This is a genomic window from Geotalea uraniireducens Rf4, from assembly GCF_000016745.1.
Classification (GTDB): domain Bacteria; phylum Desulfobacterota; class Desulfuromonadia; order Geobacterales; family Geobacteraceae; genus Geotalea; species Geotalea uraniireducens.
Genome location: NC_009483.1, coordinates 2,584,652 through 2,608,797 on the forward strand (window position 1 = coordinate 2,584,652; position 24,146 = coordinate 2,608,797).

The following is a 24,146-nucleotide window of genomic DNA, read 5'->3' on the forward strand; positions in this document are numbered from 1 at the left end:
TATGTGCGTCTGTCAAGGACAAAGTTAAGACCTTGTTATAAATATGCTGCCATATATTTGCCGGGAACAATAAAAAAAGGCGGGAGAATTCTCCCGCCTTTTTTTATATGTTTCACTGCCCTGATTAAATGTCGAAGTAAAGGGCGAATTCGAGGGGAACCGGACGCATGCGAACCGGATTAACCTCTGCTTCAGTCTTGTACTCGATCCATTTCTCGATAACGTCAGGTGTAAAGACGTCTCCCTTGAGGAGGAATTCGTGGTCTTCCTTAAGGGCACTGAGTGCCTCTTCAAGACTCCCCGGAGCTGAAGGAATGTGGGCAAGCTCTTCAGGAGACAGGCCGTAAATATCCTTATCCAGCGGCTGGCCCGGATCGATCTTGTTTTCGATGCCGTCAAGACCTGCCATCAGCATTGCGGCAAATGCCAGATATCCGTTGCAGGAAGGGTCCGGAGTACGGTATTCGATACGCTTCGCCTTCGGATTGGAGGAGAACATGGGGATACGGAGCGACGCAGAACGGTTACGGCTGGAATAAGCCATGTTCACCGGAGCTTCGAAACCTGGCACCAGACGCTTGTAGGAGTTGGTGGTCGGGTTGGTGAATGCGCACAGGGCACGGGCATGCTTGATGATGCCGCCGATGTAGTAGAGGGCCATTTTGGAAAGCCCACCGTAGCCGTCGCCGGCAAAGAGGTTGGTACCGTCTTTCCAGAGCGACTGGTGGCAATGCATACCGGAACCGTTGTCGCCGTAAAGCGGCTTCGGCATGAAGGTAGCGGTCTTGCCGTTTCTGTTGGCCACGTTTTTGATGACGTATTTGAACCACTGCAGGTCGTCAGCCATGGCGACGAGCGAGTTGAAACGCATGTCGATCTCGGCCTGGCCGCCTGTGGCAACTTCATGGTGCTGACACTCGACACGGATACCGACCTTCTGCAGTTCCATGACCATCTCGTTTCTCAGGTCGTTCTGTGAGTCGGTCGGAGAAACGGGGAAGTAGCCTTCCTTGTGACGCGGCTTGTAACCCAGGTTGGGGAATTCTTCGCGACCGGTATTCCAGGCGCCTTCTACGGAGTCGACGGCGTAGAAAGACTGGTTGGCAGTCGAATCGTAGCGAACATCGTCAAAGATAAAGAATTCGGCTTCCGGTCCGAAGTAAGCGGTATCGGCAATAGCTGTGGACTTCAGGTACGCCTCTGCCTTGCGTGCGATGTTACGCGGGTCGCGGCTGTAGTCTTCCTTGGTGATCGGATCGAAAATGTTGCAGATCAGGCTCAGGGTAGGGATAGCAGTGAATGGATCCAGTTTGGCGGTGGTCGGATCAGGTATAATGATCATGTCGGATGCGTGGATAGGCTGCCAACCGCGGATGGAGGAGCCGTCGAAGCCCTGACCTTCTTCAAAGGTATCTTCGCCGAACTCACTCATGGGCACGGTAAAATGCTGCCAGATACCGACAAAGTCCATAAATTTGAAATCAACCATCAGTACGCCGTTTTCTTTGGCAAATTCTACTACTTGTTTTGGTGTCATCTACAATCTCCTTTGAGAATATGAAATACAGACGGTTAAAGGGCGTCTTCGCCCCGTTCGCCAGTCCTGATTCGAACAACCTCTTCCACCGGTGTAACGAAAATCTTTCCATCGCCGATGCGGCCGGTCTTGGCTGCCTGCTCTATGGTTTCTACCACCTTGCCGACAACGTCATCACCGACGATGATTTCCATCTTGATCTTGGGGATAAAGTCAACCACGTATTCTGCACCACGGTAAAGTTCCGTATGACCTTTCTGCCGGCCGAATCCTTTCACCTCAGCAATAGTTATCCCCTGGATACCTATTTCATTGAGTGCTTCTTTGACTTCATCCAGCTTGAAAGGTTTGATAATTGCTTCAACTTTCTTCAAGGATCATCACCCCCTGGTTAATTTGTTAAAAAGCGTGCGGATTATAAGTGGCTTGCAGACAAAATGCAAGATTAATCAAACGATTTTATTTATGCTATATGAACGTACATAATTATAGCAAATTATCTGCCAAGAGACACCAACCCAACATTAATCTGTCATATCAACATGTTACAAGCAATAATAATCACATTAAATATCTAGTCGAAATAAGTGTAGCTTATAAATTGAGCAACCCGACCCCGACGATGCCCAATGGATGGGCATAAAATTAAATACTCGGCTTCAACTCTTTTCCGAAGAAACCAGGTCTAGCAGAGCGTGCAATTCTTCGACCCGCGGCATGGCGAGCCCATTTTCACGTGCCGCTGCCAAAGGCTTGTCGAATATGGCTTCAAGCTCCAACTGCCGCCCTTCTTCACGGTCAATCTGCATGGAAGGCTTATAGGCGCCGAGTGTTTCCGTAAAACGTATCATGCTATCGGCAAATGATTGCTGCATAGGCACGGTGAGCCCCTGGGCATTTGCTGTCTCGATCAACTCCGCCATGATAGCGCGGACCTGAGCCCGGATTCCGTCATGACGCAAGAGCACATCCACAGGCTTCAATAAAAGAGCACAGATTCCGTTAAAGGGGATGTTCCAGATAAGCTTTTCCCAGCGCGCCTTCTTCAGGTCAGTAACACCCCGGCACTCGACACCGGCTGCACAAAAAAGCCCTGCTATACGCTCTACCCGTTCCATACCGCAATAACAAAGTTCACCGAGCAGAATTCGCCCGGCGCCGAGATGGTGTACGACTCCAGTCTCACCACGGTTGGAGCAGAGGAACGCCACGCCCCCCATCACTCGCTCGGCGCCGAAAATCCCGGCAAGAGCCTCTTCATTGCCGAGTCCGTTCTGAAGGGTAATAATAATCGTCGTTTCGCCGACAAGCGGCGCAATAAGCTGCCGGTAAAGGTGATTGGCAAAGGTCTTGAGTCCAACCACCACGAGATCTACCGTCCCGATCTCCTCAGATGTTCTGTATCCATTCACATGGGGCAGATGGAAATCACCATTTACGGAATAGACGGCGAGCCCTTTTGCAGTCATCGCCTCATAATCGCGACGGAGCAAAAAATGGACATCATTGCCCCCCTTTTGCAGCATAGCCCCATAATAGAGGCCCAATGCTCCTGCACCAACTACTGCAATACGCATGATTTTCCCCCATTTCTTGTAATATCTGCCGGATAACGATATAGTGTCACTTCATTTCTGTTTCATAACGTCAGGCCGAAAATTACGAACTTTTTTCAAATTTAAAGACTGAATCTGCTTGTTAAACTGCCGCGTAAAACGGGAAAGGACCGCACTCAGGATGCATCTTCTTCTTTTCATACTTCTGCTGTTTCTTACCCACTCTGAAGCCGATGCGGATTTCTACAAATACCGGACAGAAGACGGTGTGGAAGTCTTCACAAATACGCCGACCACCAGTAATGCCGTAAAAATAATCAGGGAAGATAGCCCGCGGCAGGTTGCATCACCTGCCAGAAAAAAACCTGCGACAAATAAAACCGCCCACAGCGGCCAAAATCAGGCAAACAACAGACTAGACCAGGAAGACGCGCTGCTGCGCCTCCCCGTTTCCGGGACTATCTCCTCCCAATATGGCTGGCGGCACGACCCGATCGACGGAAATCTGAGACACCATAACGGTGTCGACATAGCCGTGCCGACCGGAACACCCGTTAAATCCATCGCACCGGGAAGAGTGTCATTCAGCGGCACGCGTGGGGGGTACGGCAATCTCGTCATCATTGAGCATGATAACGGCATGGTTTCCCTTTACGGCCACAATTCGCTCGTTCTGGTAACCGCCGGGGAAACCGTGGATGCGCACAAAACCATTGCCTTATCAGGCTCGACAGGCCGATCAACCGGTCCCCATCTTCATTTTGAACTATGGAAAAACGGGGACAACCTGACACAGGCGTATGTGCAGAGCCGCAGCGGAAACTTTACCGGCGCTGACGTTGCCTCCAGCCGGGTTCAACACGATGAGATCAGGAGATTTGTCGAGAAAAACGGCACCCTCGTATTCACCAATCTCCCCCAGTAACGGCCAGTCCCCATCAACCATCTACCATCTACCGTTTCTTCGTATGCCGCGTCGGCGCGGCATTCCATGGATCATCCGGCCAGGGATGTTTCGGATAGCGCCCCTTCAGTTCCTTTTTTACTTCCGGATAGACTGAATTCCAGAAGCTTCTCAGGTCACGGGTTACCTGGATCGGCCGACGAGCTGGCGACAGCAGGTGAAGAACAACGGGAACCGTACCCCTCGCCAGCGTCGGGGTGTCGGCCAAACCGAACATTTCCTGCAACTTGACCGCAAGCACCGGCGGACCGTCCTGCGCATAATCGAGGGAAATCCTTGATCCGCTGGGAACGACAATATGGGTCGGCGCCTCCCCACCCAGCATGCGCTGTTGCTCCCAACTCAACATATTCTTCAGAGGTGAGAGGATGTCGAGGTTCGACAACTGTGTCAGAGTTTTAATCCCCGCCAGATACGGACCGAGCCACGCCTCAAGACTTCTGCCAAGATGCTCGATCGTGAGGTCCGGCCACCCTTCATCCGGGAAACAGCGGGCGATGAAGCAAACCCTGGACCGAAACTGCACCGCCTCCTGCGTCCAGTTGAGGGATGCCAACCCCTGTCCCTCGCTGATGCCCTGCAAAAGTGCGGCAGTCGTCTCATCTGCTGACGGGGTGATCTGCCGGCTGTCTAAAACAATGGCACCGAGGCGTTCCTCCTCACGGGCGACAACCCGTCCCTGCCTGCCGTCCCAGACAACCAGCCGCTGCCAGGCGATATCTCCGGCGCATTCTTTCCGTATCATATCGATGTTCAAGGCACTGGCCAGATGGATCACCCCATCGCCCCTTTCACCACCCTCCATGGCGACCGCCACGACGAAGGGGTTATCGCCCAAGGCGCTCCGTTCGGACAGCTTGCCGCCACGGCCATTGACCAAAAGATAGCGAGCCGATCCGGGTTCGCGTTGCCGGGCTATCCGGTCGGGATAGGCCCAGGCAAGGAGAAGGCCGGCCGTCTCTACGGAGCATGGCAGGAAAGAATCCTTGATCCCCAGGATGGAGCGAAGCTGGCGGGATACCCGGTCAACGGCACGGCAGGCAGTTGAATCGACACCATCCGGCATCGCACCGCCCCCCCCTTTTTTGCGCCATTCGCCAAGCGCCTCTACCCTGTCCAGCATGTCACTGTCGCTTACCGGCCTATGACCAGAGGAAAAGGTGTATCTAAAGATGTCCCGTTCCGTCAGCAGGGCGGCCATATCGCAGGCCTGTGTCCCATACCCCCTCCTCCCCCCCTCGACAAGGAGATGGGCAAGACGTGGATGGACCGGCAACCCGGCCATTCGCCGCCCCGATTCGGTAATCAGTCCCTGCCGATCAAGGGCGCCAAGCCTTTTCAGCAAGGCGCGCCCCTCGGCGAGTGCCGCAACTGGCGGCGGATCAAGCCAGGCCAGGCTTGCAGCATCGCCTACCCCCCAAAGAGCCAGATCAAGGGCGAACCCGGCAAGGTCTGATGTGCAAATTTCCGGCGCAGCATAGGGGATGAGAGTTGTCTGAATATGCTCTGTCCAGAGACGGTGACATATTCCCGGCCCCAGCCTTCCCGCCCGGCCGGCCCGCTGGGTAGCGGAGGCGGCAGACACCCGCACTGTGACGAGACGGTTCAGTCCGCTGGCGGGATCAAAGCGGAGCTGGCGGCAGAATCCGCTGTCGATCACCACACGCACTCCCTCGATGGTCAAACTCGTTTCGGCAATATTGGTGGCCAGCACCACTTTACGGCGGGAAGCTGGTAGAATCGCCTTCTCCTGGGCATCGAAGGGAAGGTCGCCAAAGAGTGGACAGATAAGTGGCGATTGTCCATCGCCAGAGTTTTCGAGGAGCCGCTGGCAACGGCGGATTTCCCCTGCACCGGGGAGGAAAACGAGAATGTCGCCCTCCGTTTCATTAAGTGCCCGATGAACGGCAGCGGCTACCGTTTCAGGGAGCCGCCCTTCCGCCTCGCGGGGGAGATAACGCAGGTTGACGGGGAAAGTGCGCCCCGCACTGGTTATCAGCGGGGCGTTGCCCAGGAGGGCCGCAATGGGGGCGGCATCAAGGGTCGCCGACATGACGACGATCTTCAGGTCCTCACGCAGACCCTGCTGCGCGTCCCGGCAGAGAGCTAACGCAAGGTCGCTGTGCAGGCTCCGTTCGTGGAATTCATCGAATATCACCACCCCGACACCGGCCAGGCCAGGGTCTGTCTGGAGCCGTCGGCTGAGAATCCCTTCCGTGACAACTTCGATGCGCGTTGCGGCAGAAACCTTCCTCTCAAAGCGAATGCTATAGCCGACCGTCTTTCCCACCTCTTCCCCCAAAAGGGAAGCCATCCAGCGGGCCGCATTGGTGGCAGCCAGGCGGCGCGGTTCGAGCATCAGGATTTTTTGATTATTGAAGGAGGAATCTGCCAGCAGGGCCAGCGGCACCCGGGTGGTCTTGCCGGCGCCGGGAGGAGCCTGGACGACAATTGCGGAGTGGGTTTTTACGGCTGTCAGAAATTCGGGAAGAATTTCATCGATCGGAAGGCGGTTCATAATAAGGGATGGGTCAAAACAGGCGGCTCAGCCCCTGACAATCGATGCCGACCAGGGAATCAACCACCCGAAATGCACCCGTAAGCCTCTCCTCCGGGTAGCTGTTGGCAACAGCGAGGACCTTCAGGCCGGCGCTGGTTGCCGAGGCAATGCCGGCAGGGGTGTCTTCGATGGCAAGACAATTCCCGGCAATTATCCCCATGTCGGGAAAAACTGCCGCCAACCTTTCCACAGCAAGGAGATAGCTCTCCGGATCAGGCTTGCTTGCCGCCACCTCATCAGCAGTAACCATGGTGTCGAAGGCGTCGGTAATCCCGAGTTGTTTCAGGATAGGATAAATGTCGCCAGAGAGGGCACCGCTGCACAGGCCAAGGGGCAAATCCCCCTGAACGGAGCGAATCAGCTCGACCACCCCCGGGTACGGCTTTACGCCGGAAGCAATGATCCTGTTGAAGGCAGCGGCTTTCTTTTCAATCAACGACTTCAACTCCTCAGCGCCAATCATTTTATTCCCGGCCCGGAACGCCTCGCGGAAAGCATCGCGGTCATCGAAGCCGATGTAATGGCGGAGATATTCATCCCAGGAATAACCGAACCCAAGAGGCACGAGCACCTCCTGAAACGCCTTATAGTGCAGCGGTTCAGTATCGACAATGATCCCGTCAAAATCAAAGACGACAGCGGAAAGCATTATTAAACCTCCAATTTACCATGATGCTTCAAAACCTAGGAGCCTGTCGGGTCTGAACTTGCGGCAATTTTCGATAATTTGTCAGAACTTGCCGACTAGCACAAGACCAGCCGCGTCGCCGGAAACCAGCGGAGCCAGAGTGACATTGCGTCTCGAAGCGTGGTAGTTTGTGACAACCCTGCCGCAGAGTTCACCGATTGCGGCGCCGAGAACAACGTCGCTGGCCCAGTGCTTATCCTGATACATGCGCGAGAAACCGACAAAGGCAGCGGCAGAATAATAGGACAATTTGAGGGTCATGCTCTCCGAAGTTGCCGCCAGCACGGACGCCATGGCAAAAGAGCTGGACGTATGCATGGAAGGCATGGAATCATAGTCCCCTTTAAACTGGAACGGCTTGAAATCCCCTTTACCCGCGCCTGTAAATGGCCGCCCCCTGCCGATCCCCTCTTTAAGCAGAAACGTCGTCGCGTCGGCGAGAAGAACAGCTTCCCCCATCATCTCACCGATGGACCGGTATTGGGGCGAATCGGCGACAACCCCTCCGCCATAGACGGCGGCAGCAATACCCAGATGAAGGAACGGATTACCCAGCACATTCCCGGCATCGGCGGCCTTGTCCAGGTTGCGGCTTTTCACCCCCTGAAGCTTTGTCCTTATGTCGTCGTCAAAAACATAGGTCAATCCCACGGCCCCGGCTACGGCCAGGGTCCCGACAAGGCCATGATTATCCGTATCCAGCGGCGTCCTGGCAACATCAACCGCCTCTTCCCCCAGACGGACGATCTCCCCCTTTATGACAGCAGTGCTGTTAAAGAGATTATCTTCGGCCAAAGCAGGAGAAACAATCAGGAACAGCAGAAACATGACCGGCAAGAGACAACGCACTTCAACTCCTTCAAGGTTTCACTAAAACAACAACTCCCCATGCGATGAACAACAACCACCCGACGTCAGTTACGTCCGGCGACGAAATTCCAGTGAGCCCTTGATCTCCTGCCAGCGCCCCCGATCCTCATCAGACATTTTATCGAAATATTCGAGGACGAAGGCGGTAAAGATCGAGACAAAAAAGGCGGTAACCGTGGCAAGGATGACGATCAGCGACCTTTTCGGCTTGCTCTTCTTCATGGGGACTACAGCTTCATCCAGCACCTGGATGGACGACGAATCCTTGGCCTCGGAAATCTTCGCCACCTCGTACTGCTTTTTCAACTGCTCGAAAATCGCTTCCTGGGTTTTCAACTCCCGCAGCTTGCGTGCGTATTCGAGGCCCAGATTGGGGACATTGCCGACCGAAGGGATCACGTCGCCGGCGCCGTTACCGGAGAAAGCTCCCAACTGGTTGCGCAGTTTGCCTATCGATACCTGGAGCAGCTTGACTTCCGGGCTTTCATCGGTCTGGTAGCTTTTCAGGGAGGCGAGCTGGACCTCCTTGGCGACGATCTCCGCCCTCAGCCTGGCGATACCCTCGATACTGGCCGCCGCCTGCGAATCGACCTTGAATATCTTGTTTTTTTCCTGGAACGCCTTTAAATCGTCTTCAGCCCGCGCCAGATCCTGCTTGACCACAGCAAGACGCTTTTCCAGGAAAGCCCGTTCAGTACCGGCCTTGGTCAGGTTCAACTGCACGCTTCGGATGCCCAGCTCCTCGACCATGACATTCGCCAGGCTGGCGGCCATCCTGGGGTCCCTGCTCTCGGCGGTAATGGTAATGATCCCGTCCTTTCCCGCCTGGTACTTCACCACCCCTGCCAACGCATTTCTCGTGTCGTCAAGGGTATTTGTCTTGAACCCTTTCTGCAGATCGAGGCGCTTGATCACAGCATCGGCAACCGAGCGGCTCTTCAGAATGCCCATATAGAGGTCGGCGCTCCCTCCCAGGGCCCCACCCGCCAGCCCGGCAAGACCGCCCATCTGGCCGAGAAGCGCCGAAACCCCACCGCCGCCCACGTCCTTCTGCGGCGGAAGCAGACGCGCCGTTGCCGTATAGATGTTCGGCAGAAAAAGGCAGTATATTATGGAAATAACGGCAACTGAAACAGAAAGCTTGACTATCATTCCCTTGCGCTTGATGACCACCCGGAGGAGGTCGAGGAGGTTTATCTCCTGCTCTTCCAGCTGCACTTCGTTTACACGTTCATCCATGCCGGTATCCTTTTATTTGAGTCCGATGAAGACGGTGGCTGCGGTCAGCGCCACCTGCGACAGGATGGTGGTTATATCCTTGATTTCCCTCAGCCATGCCGTGCGCTCCAGTTTCTGCGGCACCACCAGGGTGTCACCCGGATCCATGGTCTTGGACATGAAGCTGCCGAAGGTCCAGCTCTTCGACACTTCGTCCCAATGGATGCCGAACGTGGCCTGTTGGCGACTGTCTACGGAACCATCCGCCTTGATGATGTACATTTCGTCTTCCTCTGCATCCCTGGTCGGTCCGCCGGCATTTTTCAAATAGGATGCAATACTGCCGCCGGCCATATGGACAAAAGTCGTCGGATTGTATACCTGCCCCATAACATTGATAACATTGGGCGTTTGTGGTATGTCGAGGATATCGCCCCCCATCATTTCAAGGTCATAGGGGCTCTTTTGCAGCTCGTTTAAAGGTACAAGACGCACTACCACCCGACCTTCGGCTTTTACCAACTTCAATTTCTCCAACCCTTTCATCAACCCTTCCAACGACGCCTTGGTTGCTTCAAGCTCTTCCTTTGAAGAAGCCAGCGAAGCGAGTTCACCCTGCTTCTTCAAGATGTCCTGTTCGCTGCGGGAAATAACTTCATCCATCCGCTTTTGCTGGCTTTCCTGAACCGATTTCCTTGTGAACTTGGCCCCTTTCAGATATGCCTTGTCGGTAAAACCACCGGCCCTGGAAATCACGGAATCAAGCTTCTCGCCCTTGGCAATGGAATAAATGCCGGGAAACCTGACTTCGCCCTTAAGGGTAACGAATCTATCGGTTGCATCAAGCCACTCGACAACGCCGCGCACAATAAGCACATCATCGGGCTGAAGCTGAATATTCTGTTCCGGATCTCCTGACATAGCTTTTTTCAGGTTGATATCCACGCGTATTGAATTGGCTTTGCCATGCACCACATCAATACGTGTCAACTCGGCGTTATCGAGATATGCGTTTCTCTTGAGGCTGCCGGCAGCGGTCACCAGATCACGCACCGTCATTCGCTGGTAGTAATCATAGGTGCCTGGATTCAGCACCTGTCCATTGATTGAAACCACCGGCTTTTCTTCCATCTCTCCGCGGGAAAACACCCTGATGGTATCCTGCTCCTGAAGCAGGATATTTTCCTTCTGGTCGCCTTCCATGGCTTTTCGCAGATTGATCGACAATGTTTCCTTGTGGAAATCCGGGGAAACCAGGCGGGAGATTTCCGCGGACTCCAGATAGGAATCCGGCAAGAGCGCCGTGTAAGAAGGGATTATATCGGTTACTCGCATCCCGTCTTTGTACTGGTATTCGCCCGGCCGCGCCACATTGCCCTTGAGGCCGACCACATGACGTAATGCCTTGAACACGGGAAAGACCTTTATCATGTCCCTGTCGTGGATCGTCACCTTTGCAAGAGTTTCCTCCATCTGGCCGGCCTTCGGCTCATAATCGAGGACAATACGCGCGCTATTCCCTTCAATCCTTTCTACCTGCAGCCTGCCGGTATCCCCGGACGCGGCAATGCCGCCCGCGAGCTGCAGAATCTGAACGAGGTTCGTCGTCCCCTTTAATTCGTAGATCCCCGGTCGCTTCACCTCACCGGCCACTGCCGCAACAGGACCTATGACAGGAACAAAGATGGTGTCGCCGTTTTCCAGACGCAGGTCTTTGCTCCGGTCGCCACCGAGGAGCATATCGTAAAGGTCGATTTCCTGAACGACCTTCCCCCCCCTGAGCAGTCTGATGGTGCGCAGGCTTCCGTTCAATGAGGGGCCGCCCGCCTGAGACAAAGCGTTTATGACTGTCGCAAGCGAGCTGACCGAATACGTGCCGGGAGATTCCACCTCGCCGACTACAAACACCTGAATGGTGCGTAATCTGCCAAGCGTGACGTTCAGTTCGTACCCCTTAAAGTAGCGGGAAATAGCCTTGTTGATGACATCTTTAGCCTGGGCATAACTGATCCCCCAGACTTTTACCGTGCCGACTTTTGGCAGAGAAATTTCACCGTTTCTGTCCACCGTTGCATCATATCGTGCCTGCACTGACCCCCACAGGTCGATGCGCAGAGAATCGCCAGGGCCAATAATATAATCTCCCCCAACCGGAAGATTGTCGGTCAATATTCCGGTGGAAAGACTGTTTTTGAAAAAATCATAGCCGAACTGCTTGAGGTCCCTCTTGAACGGGTCCGCCTCCAGGTTGTCCTGCAAGGTTGTTACGTTCCTGGCAAATGATTTTTCCAGCTGAGAACCCTGCTCTTCCGTCGGCAAAGGAATAGCAGTCATTTCTCTGGAGAAAAGAACCAGGTCGACAGCTTTCGGTTCTGCCTCGTCCGTTTCCTGTTTGACCTGGATGCTGGTGCTTCCCTGGATCTTGATATAATAGACCTGGTGGTTTTTCAATCCCCGGAGTTTATAATCCCGTACATTACCAACATCGAGTTTTTTGTCATAACTCCCGGACTCGGTTCCGTAAAACAGGGTATATTTCAACGGCGGATCGCCAGGTTTCTGTTGAAGTCCCTTGATGTCCCAACTAAGGGAAATGAGCCCGTCGCCCGGCTCGGTTTTCATAAAAATCCTGGCTTTATTACCGGGCGGCTCCGTTAAAGATTTGTCCTTATCGGAAGGGACCCCCTTAGTGATATCAGATGTACTTCTCCCCTTCAATTCATTCAGTTCTCCAAGAGGGATTCCCTGCTTTTCCGCCCCTGTGTACATACCCTGCTGTTCTTCGATTTTTTTCATTTCATCTGCCGTCAACGCAAATGCAGGCACGAAAACAAGGAGCAGAAGCAAGGTCAGCATACTGTTACTCAAGATTTTTTTCATCAATCCGTCCCTGATAGTTTTTTGATAATCCAGTGACAAGAAAGCAGGTCACCGGGTAATTCCTTCACTCAGCAAATTCCTTATGAACGCTGATATCTGCAAACGGCTCTAAACAAAAAAACAGCAATCCTTACGAAAAGGATTACTGTTCTTATTGATGGTGGTGATCCCAAGGGGACTTGAACCCCTGTTACCGACGTGAAAGGCCGGTGTCCTAACCGCTAGACGATGGGACCTGAATATCGGTGAATGGTGAATAGTGAATGGTGAATGGTCCCCAAAAACTTTCATATCCCGCTCACACTTCACTTTTCATGCTTCACTTTTTCATTTTTAATGGCTGGGGTGCGAGGATTCGAACCTCGGATGACGGAGTCAGAGTCCGTTGCCTTACCGCTTGGCGACACCCCAACAGGTAGACGAGATATATAGCAAAGTGCGCCGTTCCAGTCAAGTATTTTTCAGTAACCAGTTGCCGGCATGGTTAACAAAATCATACTTATCTGCATTTGATGCTTGCCGCTCCCGCTGCAATTGCCCTGACATTGGCCGGAATAAACTTGTGATTTCTTTCAGGAAGGGCCTCGTTCAATCCCTCCTCCAGTGATGATAGCGACACTGCTCCGGACTTCGCCACATAGGCGCCGACAGCCACCATGTTGACCATCCTGGCGTCGCCAAGCTCCATGGCGATATCATTCATTGGAATGGCTATGATTTCCATATCATCCCGATTTAAATCGACGGTGTTGACCAGGGAAGAATTTACAATACAGACGCCTCCCGGCTTGACCTTTGCACCGAATTTATCCAGCGACGCCTGATTGAGTATTATGACACCTGATGGAGTACCGATAATCGGCGAGCCCACGTCACCAGCAGCAATTACCACTGTGCACATGGCAGCTCCGCCACGTTTCTCGACACCGTAGGCAGGGAAAAAGGATACGTTTTTCCCTTCGATTATCGCCGCATAGGATAGAAGATTCCCCGCCAGCAGCACACCTTGCCCGCCAAATCCCGATATGAATACATCGTGTCGCATGAAGATTGCTCCTGTAGGCGAACGGCGTTCGCCCAGGGCGCATGCAATGCGCCCCTACAAATTCTCCGTATTCTTGAACACTCCCAACCTGAAATAGTCGCACATTTCCGTGCCGACCCGTGAGTTTGCCATGAGCGGGTTCAGCCCCCAGTTGGTCGGGCAAGAGGAAAGCGCCTCGATAAAGGAAAATCCTTTTCCTTCCACCTGATACTGAAAGGCTTTTTTGATCTGCTTTTTGGCGTCCATCAGGTTCTTGGGCGAATTAACCGCCACCCGCGCAGAGAATGCCACACCTTCCAGTTGCGACAGAAGTTCGGCCATCCTGATGGGTGCCCCGTCCTTTGACTGATTTCTGCCGTAGGGGGAGGTTGAAGTTTTCTGACCGACCAGGGTGGTCGGCGCCATCTGCCCACCAGTCATTCCATAGGTCGTGTTGTTAACGAAAATAACGGTAATATCTTCGCCACGGTTAGCAGCATGGATAATTTCAGCAGTGCCGATGGCAGCAAGGTCCCCGTCACCTTGATAGGTAAAGACGAAGCTCTCCGGCTTCGCCCGTTTCACACCGGTCGCCACCGCTGCAGCGCGGCCATGGGGCGCCTCCACAACATCGACATCGAAATAGCCGTAGAGAAAGACCGAGCACCCGACCGACGCAACGCCGATGGTCCGTTTCTGCACGCCAAATTCATCCATCGCCTCGGCAACGAGACGGTGAATCGTGCCATGGTGACAACCCGGGCAGAAATGGGTCTGCACGTCCTTCAGACTTACCGGCTTTTTGAAAACCTGCTGCATAGAAAAACCTCGTAAAATGGGGATCAGGGATCGGGGAACTGGGACCAGGGACTTGGGATCGGGGATCAGTAACAAACTCTAATCCGCCAGTTCCCAGTTCCCAGTTCCCAGTTCCCAGTTCCCAGTTCCCAGTTCCCAATCAATAATATTTCCTGATCTGCTCAAACAGTTCTTCAGGAGTCGGAAGCGATCCGGCTCCCGGTGGTCTACCGTAAAAATAAACCTCCGCATCCCTGGCGACGGAAAGTCGGACGTCTTCAACCATCTGGCCGGTGTTGAGCTCGATATCAAGCACCTTTTTACATTGTTGCGTCGCCTGCAGCAAAGCCTTTTCCGGAAATGGAAAAAGGGTTACGGGTCGTAGCAATCCGACCTTGAGTCCCGCATCTCTCGCCATCAGGACGGCAGTTTTGACAATCCGCGCCGTGGAGCCGAAGGCAGTGACCAGCAGTTGGGCATCGGCAGTCTCGAACTCTTCCCAGCGGGTCTCTCTTTCCTTCAGTTCCTGATACTTTGCATGCAGCCGCCAATTATGGGCTTCCAGTTCACCATCGCCGAGAAAGAGGGATTTGACGACCCGCTGTTCACCGTCACCCTTCCCCCTGACCGCCCAATCCTTGGGAGGAAGTTTTGTTTCCGGCCTTCTGTTGGCGACAAGGGCTTCCTTCATCTGTCCCACGACCGAATCACCCAGGACCATGGCCGGCATCCGGTAAATGTCGGCAAGGTCAAAAGCAAGCATGGTGAGGTCGTACATTTCCTGAACCGATGCAGGCGCCAGCACAACGATATGATAACCACCGTGACCGCCTCCCTTGACTGACTGGAAATAGTCGGCCTGTGAAGCATCGATGCCGCCGAGTCCGGGGCCGGAACGGGAAATATTGACGATGACGCCTGGCAACTCGGACCCTGCCATATAAGAAATTCCCTCCTGCTTAAGGGAAATCCCGGGGCTCGATGACGATGTCATGGCACGTACGCCGGTTGCGGACGCGCCCAAAAGCATATTGATGGACGCAATTTCGCTTTCGGCCTGAATGAATTCTCCGCCGAGCTTGGGCAATTCACGGGAAAGGTATTCCGGGATGTCGCTCTGGGGAGTGATCGGATAGCCGAAATAGTAGCGACAGCCGGCCTCTATGGCAGCCATTGCAACGGCCTCGTTCCCTTTAACAAACAAACGCTTTGCCAAATGTACCTCCGGTAACATCAACTGAAACAATAACTAATACTACACTACAAATTTTACATAAAAGCAGGAAACTATATCCCTGTTCAAATAGCTTGTCTGCAATAAGTTGTTTTCAGAATTATTATTTGAAGACGACAATAGCAACGTCCGGACACATTTCGGCACACAATGCACAGCCGATGCATTTATCTTGAGAAGTTATCTGAGCAGGTGTATACCCTTGGTGATTGATCTTGTCGCTCAATAGCAACAACTTGTGCGGACAGGCTATGGTGCATATTCCACATCCTTTACATCTCAGCTCATCTATTTTTATCAACGCCATTATAACTTCCCTTAATTTGCTTAGAGACCCGGATTATTACACGTTTTAAACAAAACTAACAGATGTTTACCGGATGAGTCAACGGTTTTAATTTATGCAAATTTTCATTTATTGCTTGATTTCGTTCAATAATGTAGTTAAATATAAAAAATTGAATCATAATATTTTATATCTGACAAGGAGGAATAAAACATGGCCTCAACATTACTGGAACTTACTGCCAACATCGTCTCTTCACATGCATCTGTATCAGAGATGTCCGGTGAAGAACTACTTCAGGAACTGCAAAAAGTTTATTCTGCATTGCAAAAACTTGAAACCGTCCCTGTAGAAACTGGTGAACAAGCTGAAGTGAAAACTCCGGCAATCTCCCTTAAGAAAGCCTTTCAACCCGACCAGGTATCCTGTATGATCTGCGGCAAGACCGGCATGAAGACCCTTGCCCGCCACCTGGCACAGGTACACAATATGAAGCCGGGTGCATACAGAAAGCAGTTCGGCATTCCCAGCACCCAGGCACTCACCGCCAAGAATTTTTCAGAAGCCAGAAGAAAAATGGCCCAGGACAGGGGACTTGCCGATAATCTGGCAAAAGCCAGAGCCGTAAGAGCTGCAAATATAAAGGCAAAAACAGCCGCACCGGAAAAAGCGGCCAAGGCAGCAAAAACAGCTCCCAAGGCAGCTCCAAAAGCAGCAGCAAAAGCTGCGCCTAAAGCAAAACCGGTAACGGCAAAAGCCGCACCAAAGGCAAAAAAGGCATAGAGCATAGATTTTATTGCATCATCCTTTTGAATAGCCGCTCACTCTCCCGTGAGCGGTTTTTTTCATTTCACCCCGCCCTTTCCCGCCATTCGATCAAGCGATAATGCTGCATAATTTATAATATTTCGCCCACTCGTCAACCACAATTCCAAATCAGGTTGACAACAACCGATCCGCCATGTTAATTCATGGATCGGAGGAAACCACATGGAAAATACGATTGAGGCATTAACAGGCCGCATTATAAATGGCGAAGCTATAACCCATGCGGAAGCTCTGGAGCTTTCGCAAATGGAAGGATCAGCCCTATTCCCGCTCTTTTGTGTGGCAAACCGCATCAAGGAGCATTTTGTCGGAGACAAAGTCTATCTCTGCTCCATCATCAACGCCAAATCCGGCCGTTGCCCTGAAAACTGTTCATTTTGCGCCCAATCGGCCCATCATAAGACCGATGCGCCGGTCTATTCATTGGTTGACGAAGACAAGATGGTAGCCTGCGCCCATGAAGCGGAAAAAAACGGCTCCTCTTGCTACGGAATCATCACCAGTGGCACATCGATCAACAAGGGAGAAGAATTGACGCGGATCTGCCGGGCGGTGAAACGGATCAGGCAGGAAACCGGCATCACACCTTCATGCTCCCTCGGCATCATCGATTATGAGACGGCGCTCGCCCTTAAAGATGCAGGTGTAGAAACTTACCACCACAACCTGGAGACGGCCAGAAGCTTTTTCCCCAACGTTTGCACTACCCATGATTACGAAGAAGATGTGGAAACCGTGAGAGTCGCCAGGAAAGCCGGCATGAAGGTATGCTGCGGCGGCATCTTCGGCCTGGGAGAGAGCATTCCCCAGCGGGTGGAAATGGCCCTCACCCTCCGGGAACTGGACGTGGATTCGGTGCCGCTCAACTTTCTCAATCCGATTCCTGGAACCAGGCTGGAAAATGCCGTAAACATAACGCCAATGGAGTGCCTGCAGACCATCGCCCTCTTCCGTATGATCCTGCCGTCAAAAAAGATCTCCGTTTGCGGTGGGCGTGAAAAAAACCTGCGCGACCTTCAATCGTGGATTTTCTTTGCCGGCGCCAGCGGCACCATGATCGGCAACTACCTGACCACCACAGGCCGGGCAGCAGAGGAGGACTGGCAGATGCTGAAAGATCTCAACCTGTCGGCGGCGAATTGTTGCGATTAAAGCGGTTGATAGTCGGCGGTTGATGGTCGGCGGTTGATGGTTGATGGTGAAAGCTGAAAGGTGATAGGTAAAGAAACGGTAATGGACATAAAAAACAAGGCTATCTTCATCACCGGTACGGATACCGGCGTCGGTAAAACCGTCGTATCGGCAGTCATCGCCAGATTGCTGAAGAATAAAGGTGTCTCCGTCGGCGTAATGAAACCGATCACGAGCGGCTGTATGGAGGTTGGGGGCACGCTTGTTTCAGAAGATGCGGAGCTGCTCAAATGGGCAAGCAATGCTGACGGGGAGGATGCGGACATCACCCCTTACCTGCTCAGGGAACCGCTTGCCCCGTCGGTTGCAGCATCGCTGGATAAGATCCGCATCGAGTTCCCCACCATCAAGGCCGCCTTTGACAGGCTCGTCGTGAAGCACGACTTTGTCATCGTCGAAGGGTCCGGCGGCCTCATGGTCCCCCTGGCAGGGGGACTGCTCATTGCCGACCTGGTCAACCACCTGGGCATCCCCCTTATCGTGGTAGCGCGTCCCAACCTCGGCACCATCAACCACACCATCCTTACCACTTTCAGCGCAAAACAGATGGGGATAGAAGTCGCAGGGATTATCATCAACAATTACCCAAACTCCCCGGACAAGGCAGAAGCATATGCGCCCCATATGCTGGGATCTCTTTCAGGTGCTCCGCTCCTGGGTGTCTTCCCCCACGTGGGTGGAAACGACCTGCACGTGATGGTGGAAGCTATTGTGTCGGTGCTTGAGGCTGACCCTGCTACGGGCATACTGTTGCGGGAGATCGGCATTGGCTGATGACACAAAGCCGGTAAATGGAGACAGACCGTGAAGAGTATCGACACCAAAACCCTCCAGGAGTATGACCGCCGCTACGTCTGGCACCCTTTCACCCAGATGAAGGAATGGGAGGAGGAAGCCCCCCTCGTCATTGAGCGGGGTGAAGGTTCCTTCATCATCGACAGCGACGGCAACCGCTATCTGGATGGGGTTGCCGCCATCTGGACCAATGTCCATGGTCACTGCAAAAAAGAAATAAATGAGGCAATCAAGGCCCAGGTGGACAGGCTGGAACATTCGACCCTGTTGGGATTGACCAATGACAAGGCGGCGCTGCTCGCCAAGCGTCTGGTGGAGATAGCGCCTCCCGGTCTGAACAAGGTATTTTACTCGGACAACGGCTCGACGGCCGTGGAAATCGGCGTAAAGATGGCCTTCCAGTTCCAGCAGCACCGGGGGGGCAGATTCGCAAGGAAAACCAGATTCATCTCCTTCACCAACGCCTATCACGGGGATACGGTCGGCGCCATGAGCGTCGGCGGCATCGACATCTATCATGAGGTGTACAGCCCGCTCCTCTTCTCCACCATCAAATCTCCGGCCCCCTACTGCTACCGTTGCCGGCTCTGCGCTGGAAAAGACGAGTCAACCTGCGGCTTGCTCTGCCTGAAGGAACTGGAACGGTTGATGGCCGCCCATGCGGACGAACTGGCCGGCCTGGTTATCGAGCCGCTGGTACAGGGCGCCGGCGGCATGATCGTCCAGCCAGCCGGATTCGTTAGGAAGGTTCGAGAGTTATGTGATAAATACGATATCCTCATGATCGCCGATGAGGTAGCAGTTGGTTTCGGTCGTACCGGAGCCATGTTCGCCTGTGAAAAGGAAGGGATCACACCGGACATCATGGCGCTGTCAAAAGGGATCACTGCCGGTTACCTCCCTCTTGCAGCCACGCTCACGACACAACGGGTCTATGACGCCTTTCTCGGTGAATACAAAGAGCTGAAGACCTTTTTCCACGGCCACACCTTCACCGGGAACCCGATCGCCTGCGCAGCCGCACTGGCAAGCCTCGACCTCTTCGAAAAGGAGCAGCTGCTTTCGAACCTGCAACCCAAGATAGATTACCTGAAAAAAAGGCTATCGTCGCTGAAACAGCTGGATCACGTGGGAGACATTCGCCAGGAAGGCATGCTCGGCGGCATCGAACTGGTGAGAGACAAAGAAACAAGGGAACCCTATCCCTGGGAAGAACGGATCGGGGTACAGGTCTGCAAGGAGGCAAGGAAGCACGGTCTTTTCCTACGCCCACTAGGCAACGTGATCGTGGTATTTCCGCCGCTATCCATTTCGCTGTCAGAGCTCGAACAGCTCATGGACGGCATTGAGGAGTCCATCAGGGAAATAACAAGATAAATGCAAAAAAAGGGTGGCTGATAAACAGCCACCCTTTTTAAATCTGTTATTCCAATTCCAAATCAAGGCGCTATCTTCGTTGGCTCGTCTTCGGCTCCTCAACGTACTATCTGTACGCCTTCGTCGCCTCACTCCTCGCCGCCTTGATTTCATCCTTGATTTGAAATTGGAATTAGAAGTAACGCTTCCTTAGAATTTACCCCTGAAAAACTCAGCCATGACGATTATCGGTGTCTGCCCCTTGGAATTTGGTTCCTGAATGTCAGGGATAATTGTCGGCATGGAAAACCTCACTTTACCATTTTCCATCTCGGCAAGTGACCTGGTGCTTTTTACCAGACCGTAACCGGCGCCCAACAGGACACCAGCCGCAGCACCATAACCTATACGATCCAGGTGATCGGCCGGCTTACGGGTGAATGCAATAAGCGCCGTTCCGATCAGGGTCCCCGCCAAACCACCATACAAGGAATCTTCGAAAATCTCTTTAAATGCGTTTTCCGCTGCAAAACAAGGAGCAGTCATGCTGGTTAGCAGAACTGTGGCTGTCAGTATCACCATCGTCCGTTTAATTCTGTTCATCTGGTACTCCTTTTGAAAGAGTATGGCTCAGTCATTTAACATTAAACAGCAACAAACGAGCCAAAACCACCAGATCGAACCATCAAACTATAACACAGCTATTTCATTGATATATTCCCAGACCAAAACCATCATTCGAAGTAATTCCCCGCCTTATCATTCTTGATTGCTACAAAATCAACCGTGATATTGCTGAAACATCAGAGCCATGCGAGCAATTTAGAGTGGAAGAACAATGAGTTAGCCATAAGCCAGTTGTTTGACCATAGTGTTGCAAATTCGCTACAGATGCTTCAACCTCTCCCTGACCATACCCAGTTCGTCATCCCGACTTACAACCTGACCGTTCAGTCGTGCTTTTAAGACTACATCCAGAAGCTCCCGATAGAGTGGCCCGGCTGGCACCCCGAGTCGTTTAAGGTCTTCACCGGAAATCAGGCAGCGGACACCCTGCAATTGGGTAAAATAGAGTGAGATGCATTTTTTGGCATCGTCACTGCCGGTTTTCGCCATCAGATAGAGAAGAATCTCCACCGGCAGATCTTTCAACCAGAAATATATTTCGCTTTTTGCTACCCGCCCCCCCCGCGCCACCTTCATTTCCATGATCTCCAGCACCTCTTCACCCCGCCTGCGCATCTCGAAGAGCTTCTCCTTGTAATGCTCGTTAACGGCCAGCCGCGTGCAAGCCCCCCACAACATATCGTCAGTCAGGGACTCGCATAGGGTAAGGAAATATACCACCCAACGCTCATAGGCCCGATCGAGAAAGAGGAGATCAAACCAGGAAATGATTTTCCGGGCGTCTTCCAAAACAGTGCGTGTCCGTGCGGTCATCTGGAGTTCAGGATGAATGAAGCGCAAAAGGCCGAGGGCCGACAACCTCTCCACCGCTTTGAACGGTTCTTTTTCACGCAGAATATAAACGAGTTCGGTCAAAAGGCGCTTACCGCCGAGTTTCTCCAGAAAATCCATTTTTACCGCATTCTTGATCAGGTTTTCCGTATGCTTGGCAATATGAAAATCAAGCCGCTGCTCAAAGCGAATGGCGCGGAACACCCGGGTCGGATCTTCAACAAAGGAGAGATTGTGCAGCACGCGAATAAGCCGGTCCTGCAAGTCGCGGTGCGCGCCGAAATAGTCGATGAGCAGGCCGAATTCAGAATTGTTCAGGCGGATGGCAAGGGTATTGATGGTGAAGTCGCGACGGTAGAGATCCATCTTGAGGGAGGAACGTTCGACAGTCGGAAGAGCGCCCGGCGAAACGTAATACTCCAGCCGGGTGCTGGCCACATCGACCTTGAATCCGTCGGGAAAAACGATCACGGCCGTGCCGAATTTCTCGTGGCTCTTGACACGGCAGCCGAACTCAGCGGAAAAGGTCTCGGCAAACAGGATGCCATCCCCCTCCACAGTCACATCTATGTCATAATTTTCGTTATTCAACAGGAGGTCCCGGACAAAACCGCCGACCGCGTAAACAGGCAGGTCCAGACGGTCCCCGACCCGACCCAGATCACGCAGCACCTGCAATACCGTCGGCGAGATATGCTTGTTCATCAAGCCGGATATTTCCTTGCTGCGCAGCGGCGTTGCGTCCCTTGCCAGGTCGTATAGGGAGTCGCCACTGTACAAGTAACGCAAGATATCGGTACGGGTCACGACGCCCACCAGGTTGCCGTCGGCCAAAACCGGCACGAGACGCCGGTTCCGGCCGACGATATAGTCTTGGATATCGCTGATCGGGGTGGACGGTTCAGCCGACATGAACTCCGAATGCATGTAGTCGCTGACTGGCACATGGCCGAGATTGTGGTAGAGAGACTTTTCAACAATACGCCGGGAAATGACCCCGACCAGCCGTTCCCCGTCCATCACCGGCATGGCGTTGACGTTATACCTGGTCAAGAGCTCGCGGGCCTCCTCGATGGTGGCATCGGCGGAAATGATTTTCACCGGTGACGACATGATATCGCTTGCAACACGCCGTGGATTTACCCTGTTCCGCAAAATCTCTTCCAGCTTTTCCAGCACCTGGATCAGAGTCAGGTCCTTCACCGTAGCAGAAGCAGCCGAGGCGTGTCCCCCTCCACCGAATTCGTGAAGGATCTCACTCATATTCACCTCGGGGACGCGGCTCCTGGCGACGATGTAGACCCGGCTCCCCATGCCGACCACGAGAAAGAGGGCCTGAAGGTTCTCCATGTCCCGCATCATGTGTGCAAGAGCGGCGATGTCCCCGATATAGTAGTCGACTGACGCATGGGCGATAGAGACATCGACACCGTTCAGATTGGTCGTCTTCAGTGATTTCAGCAGGTCGTTTAGCAGGGAGACCTGCTCTACGGTCAGCTCCTGGGTGATGAAATCGGCAACGGTGTTCAGATTGGCGCCCCGCTCCAAAAGCCATGCGGCAGCATGATAGTCATCTACCGTCGTGGAGGGAAAGGTGAGGCTCCCGGTATCTTCGTAGATGCCGAGCATCATCAGCGTCGCCTCTGTGGCATTCACCTCGATCCACTTCTCTCGTAGTATGCCGGTAAGGATGGTGGTCGAGGAGCCGCTCACGCGGATTACCCCGCCAGTGGAAGCGATGTCGCCCGATGATTCGGGGTGGTGGTCATAAATATGGATTTCAAGACCGGGCCGGTGCAGAATCTCGGCAAACCTGCCGATGCGGGAAGAGTGTTGGCAATCCACCAGGATCAGTCGCGTTACCTGGTCAAGATCGAGATCTTTGAAGCGGGTGAAGTTGAGCACGTAGCTGGTGGATTTAAGAAAAAAGTCGCGCATGCTCTTTTCCTGGGCGCCGGAAAACACCATAGCCGCATCGGGATAGAGCTTTTTGGCGGCCACCATGGCCCCCAGACAGTCGAAATCAGCATTAACGTGGGTGGTAATTACGTCCATCAGGCGACCGTAAACGCCGCATAGGCAACGACCTGGCGGTTATCGCCGGTCACATCGCCGCTCGTGGCATAGCGCACCAGCTTCGCCTGTGTTGCCCCCAGTTCATTGACCGCTACGAGCATGACCGTTGCGGGGATCACTCCGCACATGGTGATGTCTTTTTCGCGGCAGACCCGCAAAAGTCCCTCGGGATTCAACGCCAGTATCTCGTTGATGGCATGTTCATCCTTCTCTTTCGCCATCACAGCCGATTCGTAATGGGTCATGTCCGAACTGGCAACTATCAGCACCTCTTCTCCATATTCCCGTATCGCCCGGGCAATACCTGAACCGAGCGACTTGCAGCTCGCATAGTCGCCGAAGCCGAGACAGAGAGGGACAATGGTCACATCGGACCGGACGAACTGGAGAAAGGGGACCTGGACTTCGAGGGAGTGCTCGAAATGATGGGCGGAGGTTTCCTCCTCCACCAGGGGGGCATGTTTTTTGATTAACGCGGAAAGGCGGCTGTTTATGGAGACGGCGCCGAGCGGGGTAAGCCATTTGCCAGCGGGATAGATGGCTGCCCTGGCGCCGACACCCTGGTGATTGGGGCCCAGGATGATAACGGTCGGCGGCACTTCGACAGAGCCGTAGAGCCTGCCGGCAACCGCTCCCGAGTACATGTAGCCCGCATGGGGAGCAATCACCCCCAGGACCTTTTCCCGGAAAGTTTCCACCGTAACCATCCGTTCCAACTGGGCACGGAGTTCTTTCGGGTCGTTCGTGTAAAACTGTCCTGCCACTGCCGGTTGACGAATCATGGCACACTCCTTGGAAGCGGTGAATGGTTGATAGTCGATGGTCGA

20 protein-coding genes and 2 tRNA genes are annotated in these 24,146 nt (G+C 53.4%); 5 read left to right on the top strand and 17 right to left on the bottom strand.

What is annotated here, in order from left to right; all coding sequences use genetic code 11:
- Positions 1-124: 124 nt before the first annotated feature.
- The 3 genes from glnA to GURA_RS11315 form a co-directional block, all read right to left on the bottom strand.
- Positions 125-1,537 (bottom strand): type I glutamate--ammonia ligase, encoded by a 1,413-nt coding sequence (gene glnA, locus GURA_RS11305; protein ID WP_011939107.1) that lies wholly within the window; start codon positions 1,535-1,537, stop codon positions 125-127.
- A 35-nt stretch (positions 1,538-1,572) separates the two neighbouring features.
- Positions 1,573-1,911, bottom strand: a complete 339-nt coding sequence (locus tag GURA_RS11310) for a P-II family nitrogen regulator (protein ID WP_011939108.1) — start codon at positions 1,909-1,911, stop codon at positions 1,573-1,575.
- A gap of 285 nt (positions 1,912-2,196) precedes the next feature.
- Complete coding sequence (locus GURA_RS11315) at positions 2,197-3,114, bottom strand: putative 2-dehydropantoate 2-reductase (protein WP_011939109.1); 918 nt, start codon at positions 3,112-3,114, stop codon at positions 2,197-2,199.
- 160 nt (positions 3,115-3,274) lie between these two features.
- On the opposite strand from GURA_RS11315, the gene GURA_RS11320 reads away from it, so the two are divergent.
- A complete protein-coding gene (locus tag GURA_RS11320) occupies positions 3,275-4,018 on the top strand; it encodes a M23 family metallopeptidase (protein ID WP_011939110.1) in 744 nt (247 codons plus the stop codon).
- A 28-nt stretch (positions 4,019-4,046) separates the two neighbouring features.
- Here GURA_RS11320 and hrpB read toward each other — a convergent pair whose 3' ends face one another.
- From hrpB to GURA_RS23445, 11 genes are all read right to left on the bottom strand, one after another.
- Positions 4,047-6,575 carry an ATP-dependent helicase HrpB gene (gene hrpB / locus GURA_RS11325; protein ID WP_011939111.1) on the bottom strand — a complete coding sequence of 843 codons (2,529 nt, stop codon included), beginning with the start codon at positions 6,573-6,575 and terminating at the stop codon, positions 4,047-4,049.
- 13 nt (positions 6,576-6,588) lie between these two features.
- Positions 6,589-7,266, bottom strand: a complete 678-nt coding sequence (locus GURA_RS11330; RefSeq protein WP_011939112.1) for an HAD family hydrolase — start codon at positions 7,264-7,266, stop codon at positions 6,589-6,591.
- Positions 7,267-7,347: 81 nt separating this feature from the next.
- Positions 7,348-8,154, bottom strand: coding sequence for a phosphatase PAP2 family protein (locus GURA_RS11335; protein WP_011939113.1), 807 nt, complete (start codon positions 8,152-8,154; stop codon positions 7,348-7,350).
- A gap of 69 nt (positions 8,155-8,223) precedes the next feature.
- A complete protein-coding gene (locus tag GURA_RS11340) occupies positions 8,224-9,414 on the bottom strand; it encodes a GumC family protein (protein WP_011939114.1) in 1,191 nt (396 codons plus the stop codon).
- A gap of 12 nt (positions 9,415-9,426) precedes the next feature.
- Entirely contained in the window at positions 9,427-12,273 is a 2,847-nt protein-coding gene (locus GURA_RS11345) for an SLBB domain-containing protein (protein ID WP_011939115.1), read from the bottom strand.
- Positions 12,274-12,434: 161 nt separating this feature from the next.
- Positions 12,435-12,509, bottom strand: a tRNA-Glu gene (locus GURA_RS11350).
- Positions 12,510-12,610: 101 nt separating this feature from the next.
- Positions 12,611-12,684, bottom strand: a tRNA-Gln gene (locus tag GURA_RS11355).
- Between the two features lie 88 nt (positions 12,685-12,772).
- Complete coding sequence (locus GURA_RS11360) at positions 12,773-13,318, bottom strand: 2-oxoacid:acceptor oxidoreductase family protein (protein ID WP_011939116.1); 546 nt, start codon at positions 13,316-13,318, stop codon at positions 12,773-12,775.
- 54 nt (positions 13,319-13,372) lie between these two features.
- Complete coding sequence (locus GURA_RS11365; RefSeq protein WP_011939117.1) at positions 13,373-14,116, bottom strand: thiamine pyrophosphate-dependent enzyme; 744 nt, start codon at positions 14,114-14,116, stop codon at positions 13,373-13,375.
- A 139-nt stretch (positions 14,117-14,255) separates the two neighbouring features.
- Entirely contained in the window at positions 14,256-15,311 is a 1,056-nt protein-coding gene (locus tag GURA_RS11370; protein WP_011939118.1) for a 3-methyl-2-oxobutanoate dehydrogenase subunit VorB, read from the bottom strand.
- A 121-nt stretch (positions 15,312-15,432) separates the two neighbouring features.
- Positions 15,433-15,636, bottom strand: a complete 204-nt coding sequence (locus tag GURA_RS23445; RefSeq protein ID WP_011939119.1) for a 4Fe-4S dicluster domain-containing protein — start codon at positions 15,634-15,636, stop codon at positions 15,433-15,435.
- Positions 15,637-15,828: 192 nt separating this feature from the next.
- Here GURA_RS23445 and GURA_RS11375 point away from each other — a divergent pair, with 192 nt between their 5' ends.
- From GURA_RS11375 to bioA, 4 genes are all read left to right on the top strand, one after another.
- Entirely contained in the window at positions 15,829-16,398 is a 570-nt protein-coding gene (locus GURA_RS11375) for a MucR family transcriptional regulator (RefSeq protein WP_011939120.1), read from the top strand.
- Between the two features lie 207 nt (positions 16,399-16,605).
- A complete protein-coding gene (gene bioB, locus GURA_RS11380) occupies positions 16,606-17,595 on the top strand; it encodes a biotin synthase BioB (protein WP_011939121.1) in 990 nt (329 codons plus the stop codon).
- An 81-nt stretch (positions 17,596-17,676) separates the two neighbouring features.
- Positions 17,677-18,408 (top strand): dethiobiotin synthase, encoded by a 732-nt coding sequence (gene bioD / locus GURA_RS11385; protein WP_011939122.1) that lies wholly within the window; start codon positions 17,677-17,679, stop codon positions 18,406-18,408.
- A 30-nt stretch (positions 18,409-18,438) separates the two neighbouring features.
- A complete protein-coding gene (bioA, locus tag GURA_RS11390; RefSeq protein WP_011939123.1) occupies positions 18,439-19,806 on the top strand; it encodes an adenosylmethionine--8-amino-7-oxononanoate transaminase in 1,368 nt (455 codons plus the stop codon).
- Positions 19,807-19,995: 189 nt separating this feature from the next.
- Here the strand turns inward: bioA and GURA_RS11395 are convergent, their stop codons facing one another.
- The 3 genes from GURA_RS11395 to amrB form a co-directional block, all read right to left on the bottom strand.
- A complete protein-coding gene (locus tag GURA_RS11395) occupies positions 19,996-20,388 on the bottom strand; it encodes a hypothetical protein (protein WP_011939124.1) in 393 nt (130 codons plus the stop codon).
- Between the two features lie 282 nt (positions 20,389-20,670).
- Positions 20,671-23,298, bottom strand: a complete 2,628-nt coding sequence (locus GURA_RS11400; RefSeq protein WP_011939125.1) for an A-adding tRNA nucleotidyltransferase — start codon at positions 23,296-23,298, stop codon at positions 20,671-20,673.
- The gene (gene amrB / locus GURA_RS11405) at positions 23,298-24,101 is read right to left on the bottom strand and encodes an AmmeMemoRadiSam system protein B (RefSeq protein WP_011939126.1); all 804 of its coding nucleotides are present in this window, start codon (positions 24,099-24,101) and stop codon (positions 23,298-23,300) included. Before amrB ends, GURA_RS11400 begins: the two co-directional genes overlap by 1 nt.
- Between the last annotated feature and the right edge of the window lie 45 nt (positions 24,102-24,146).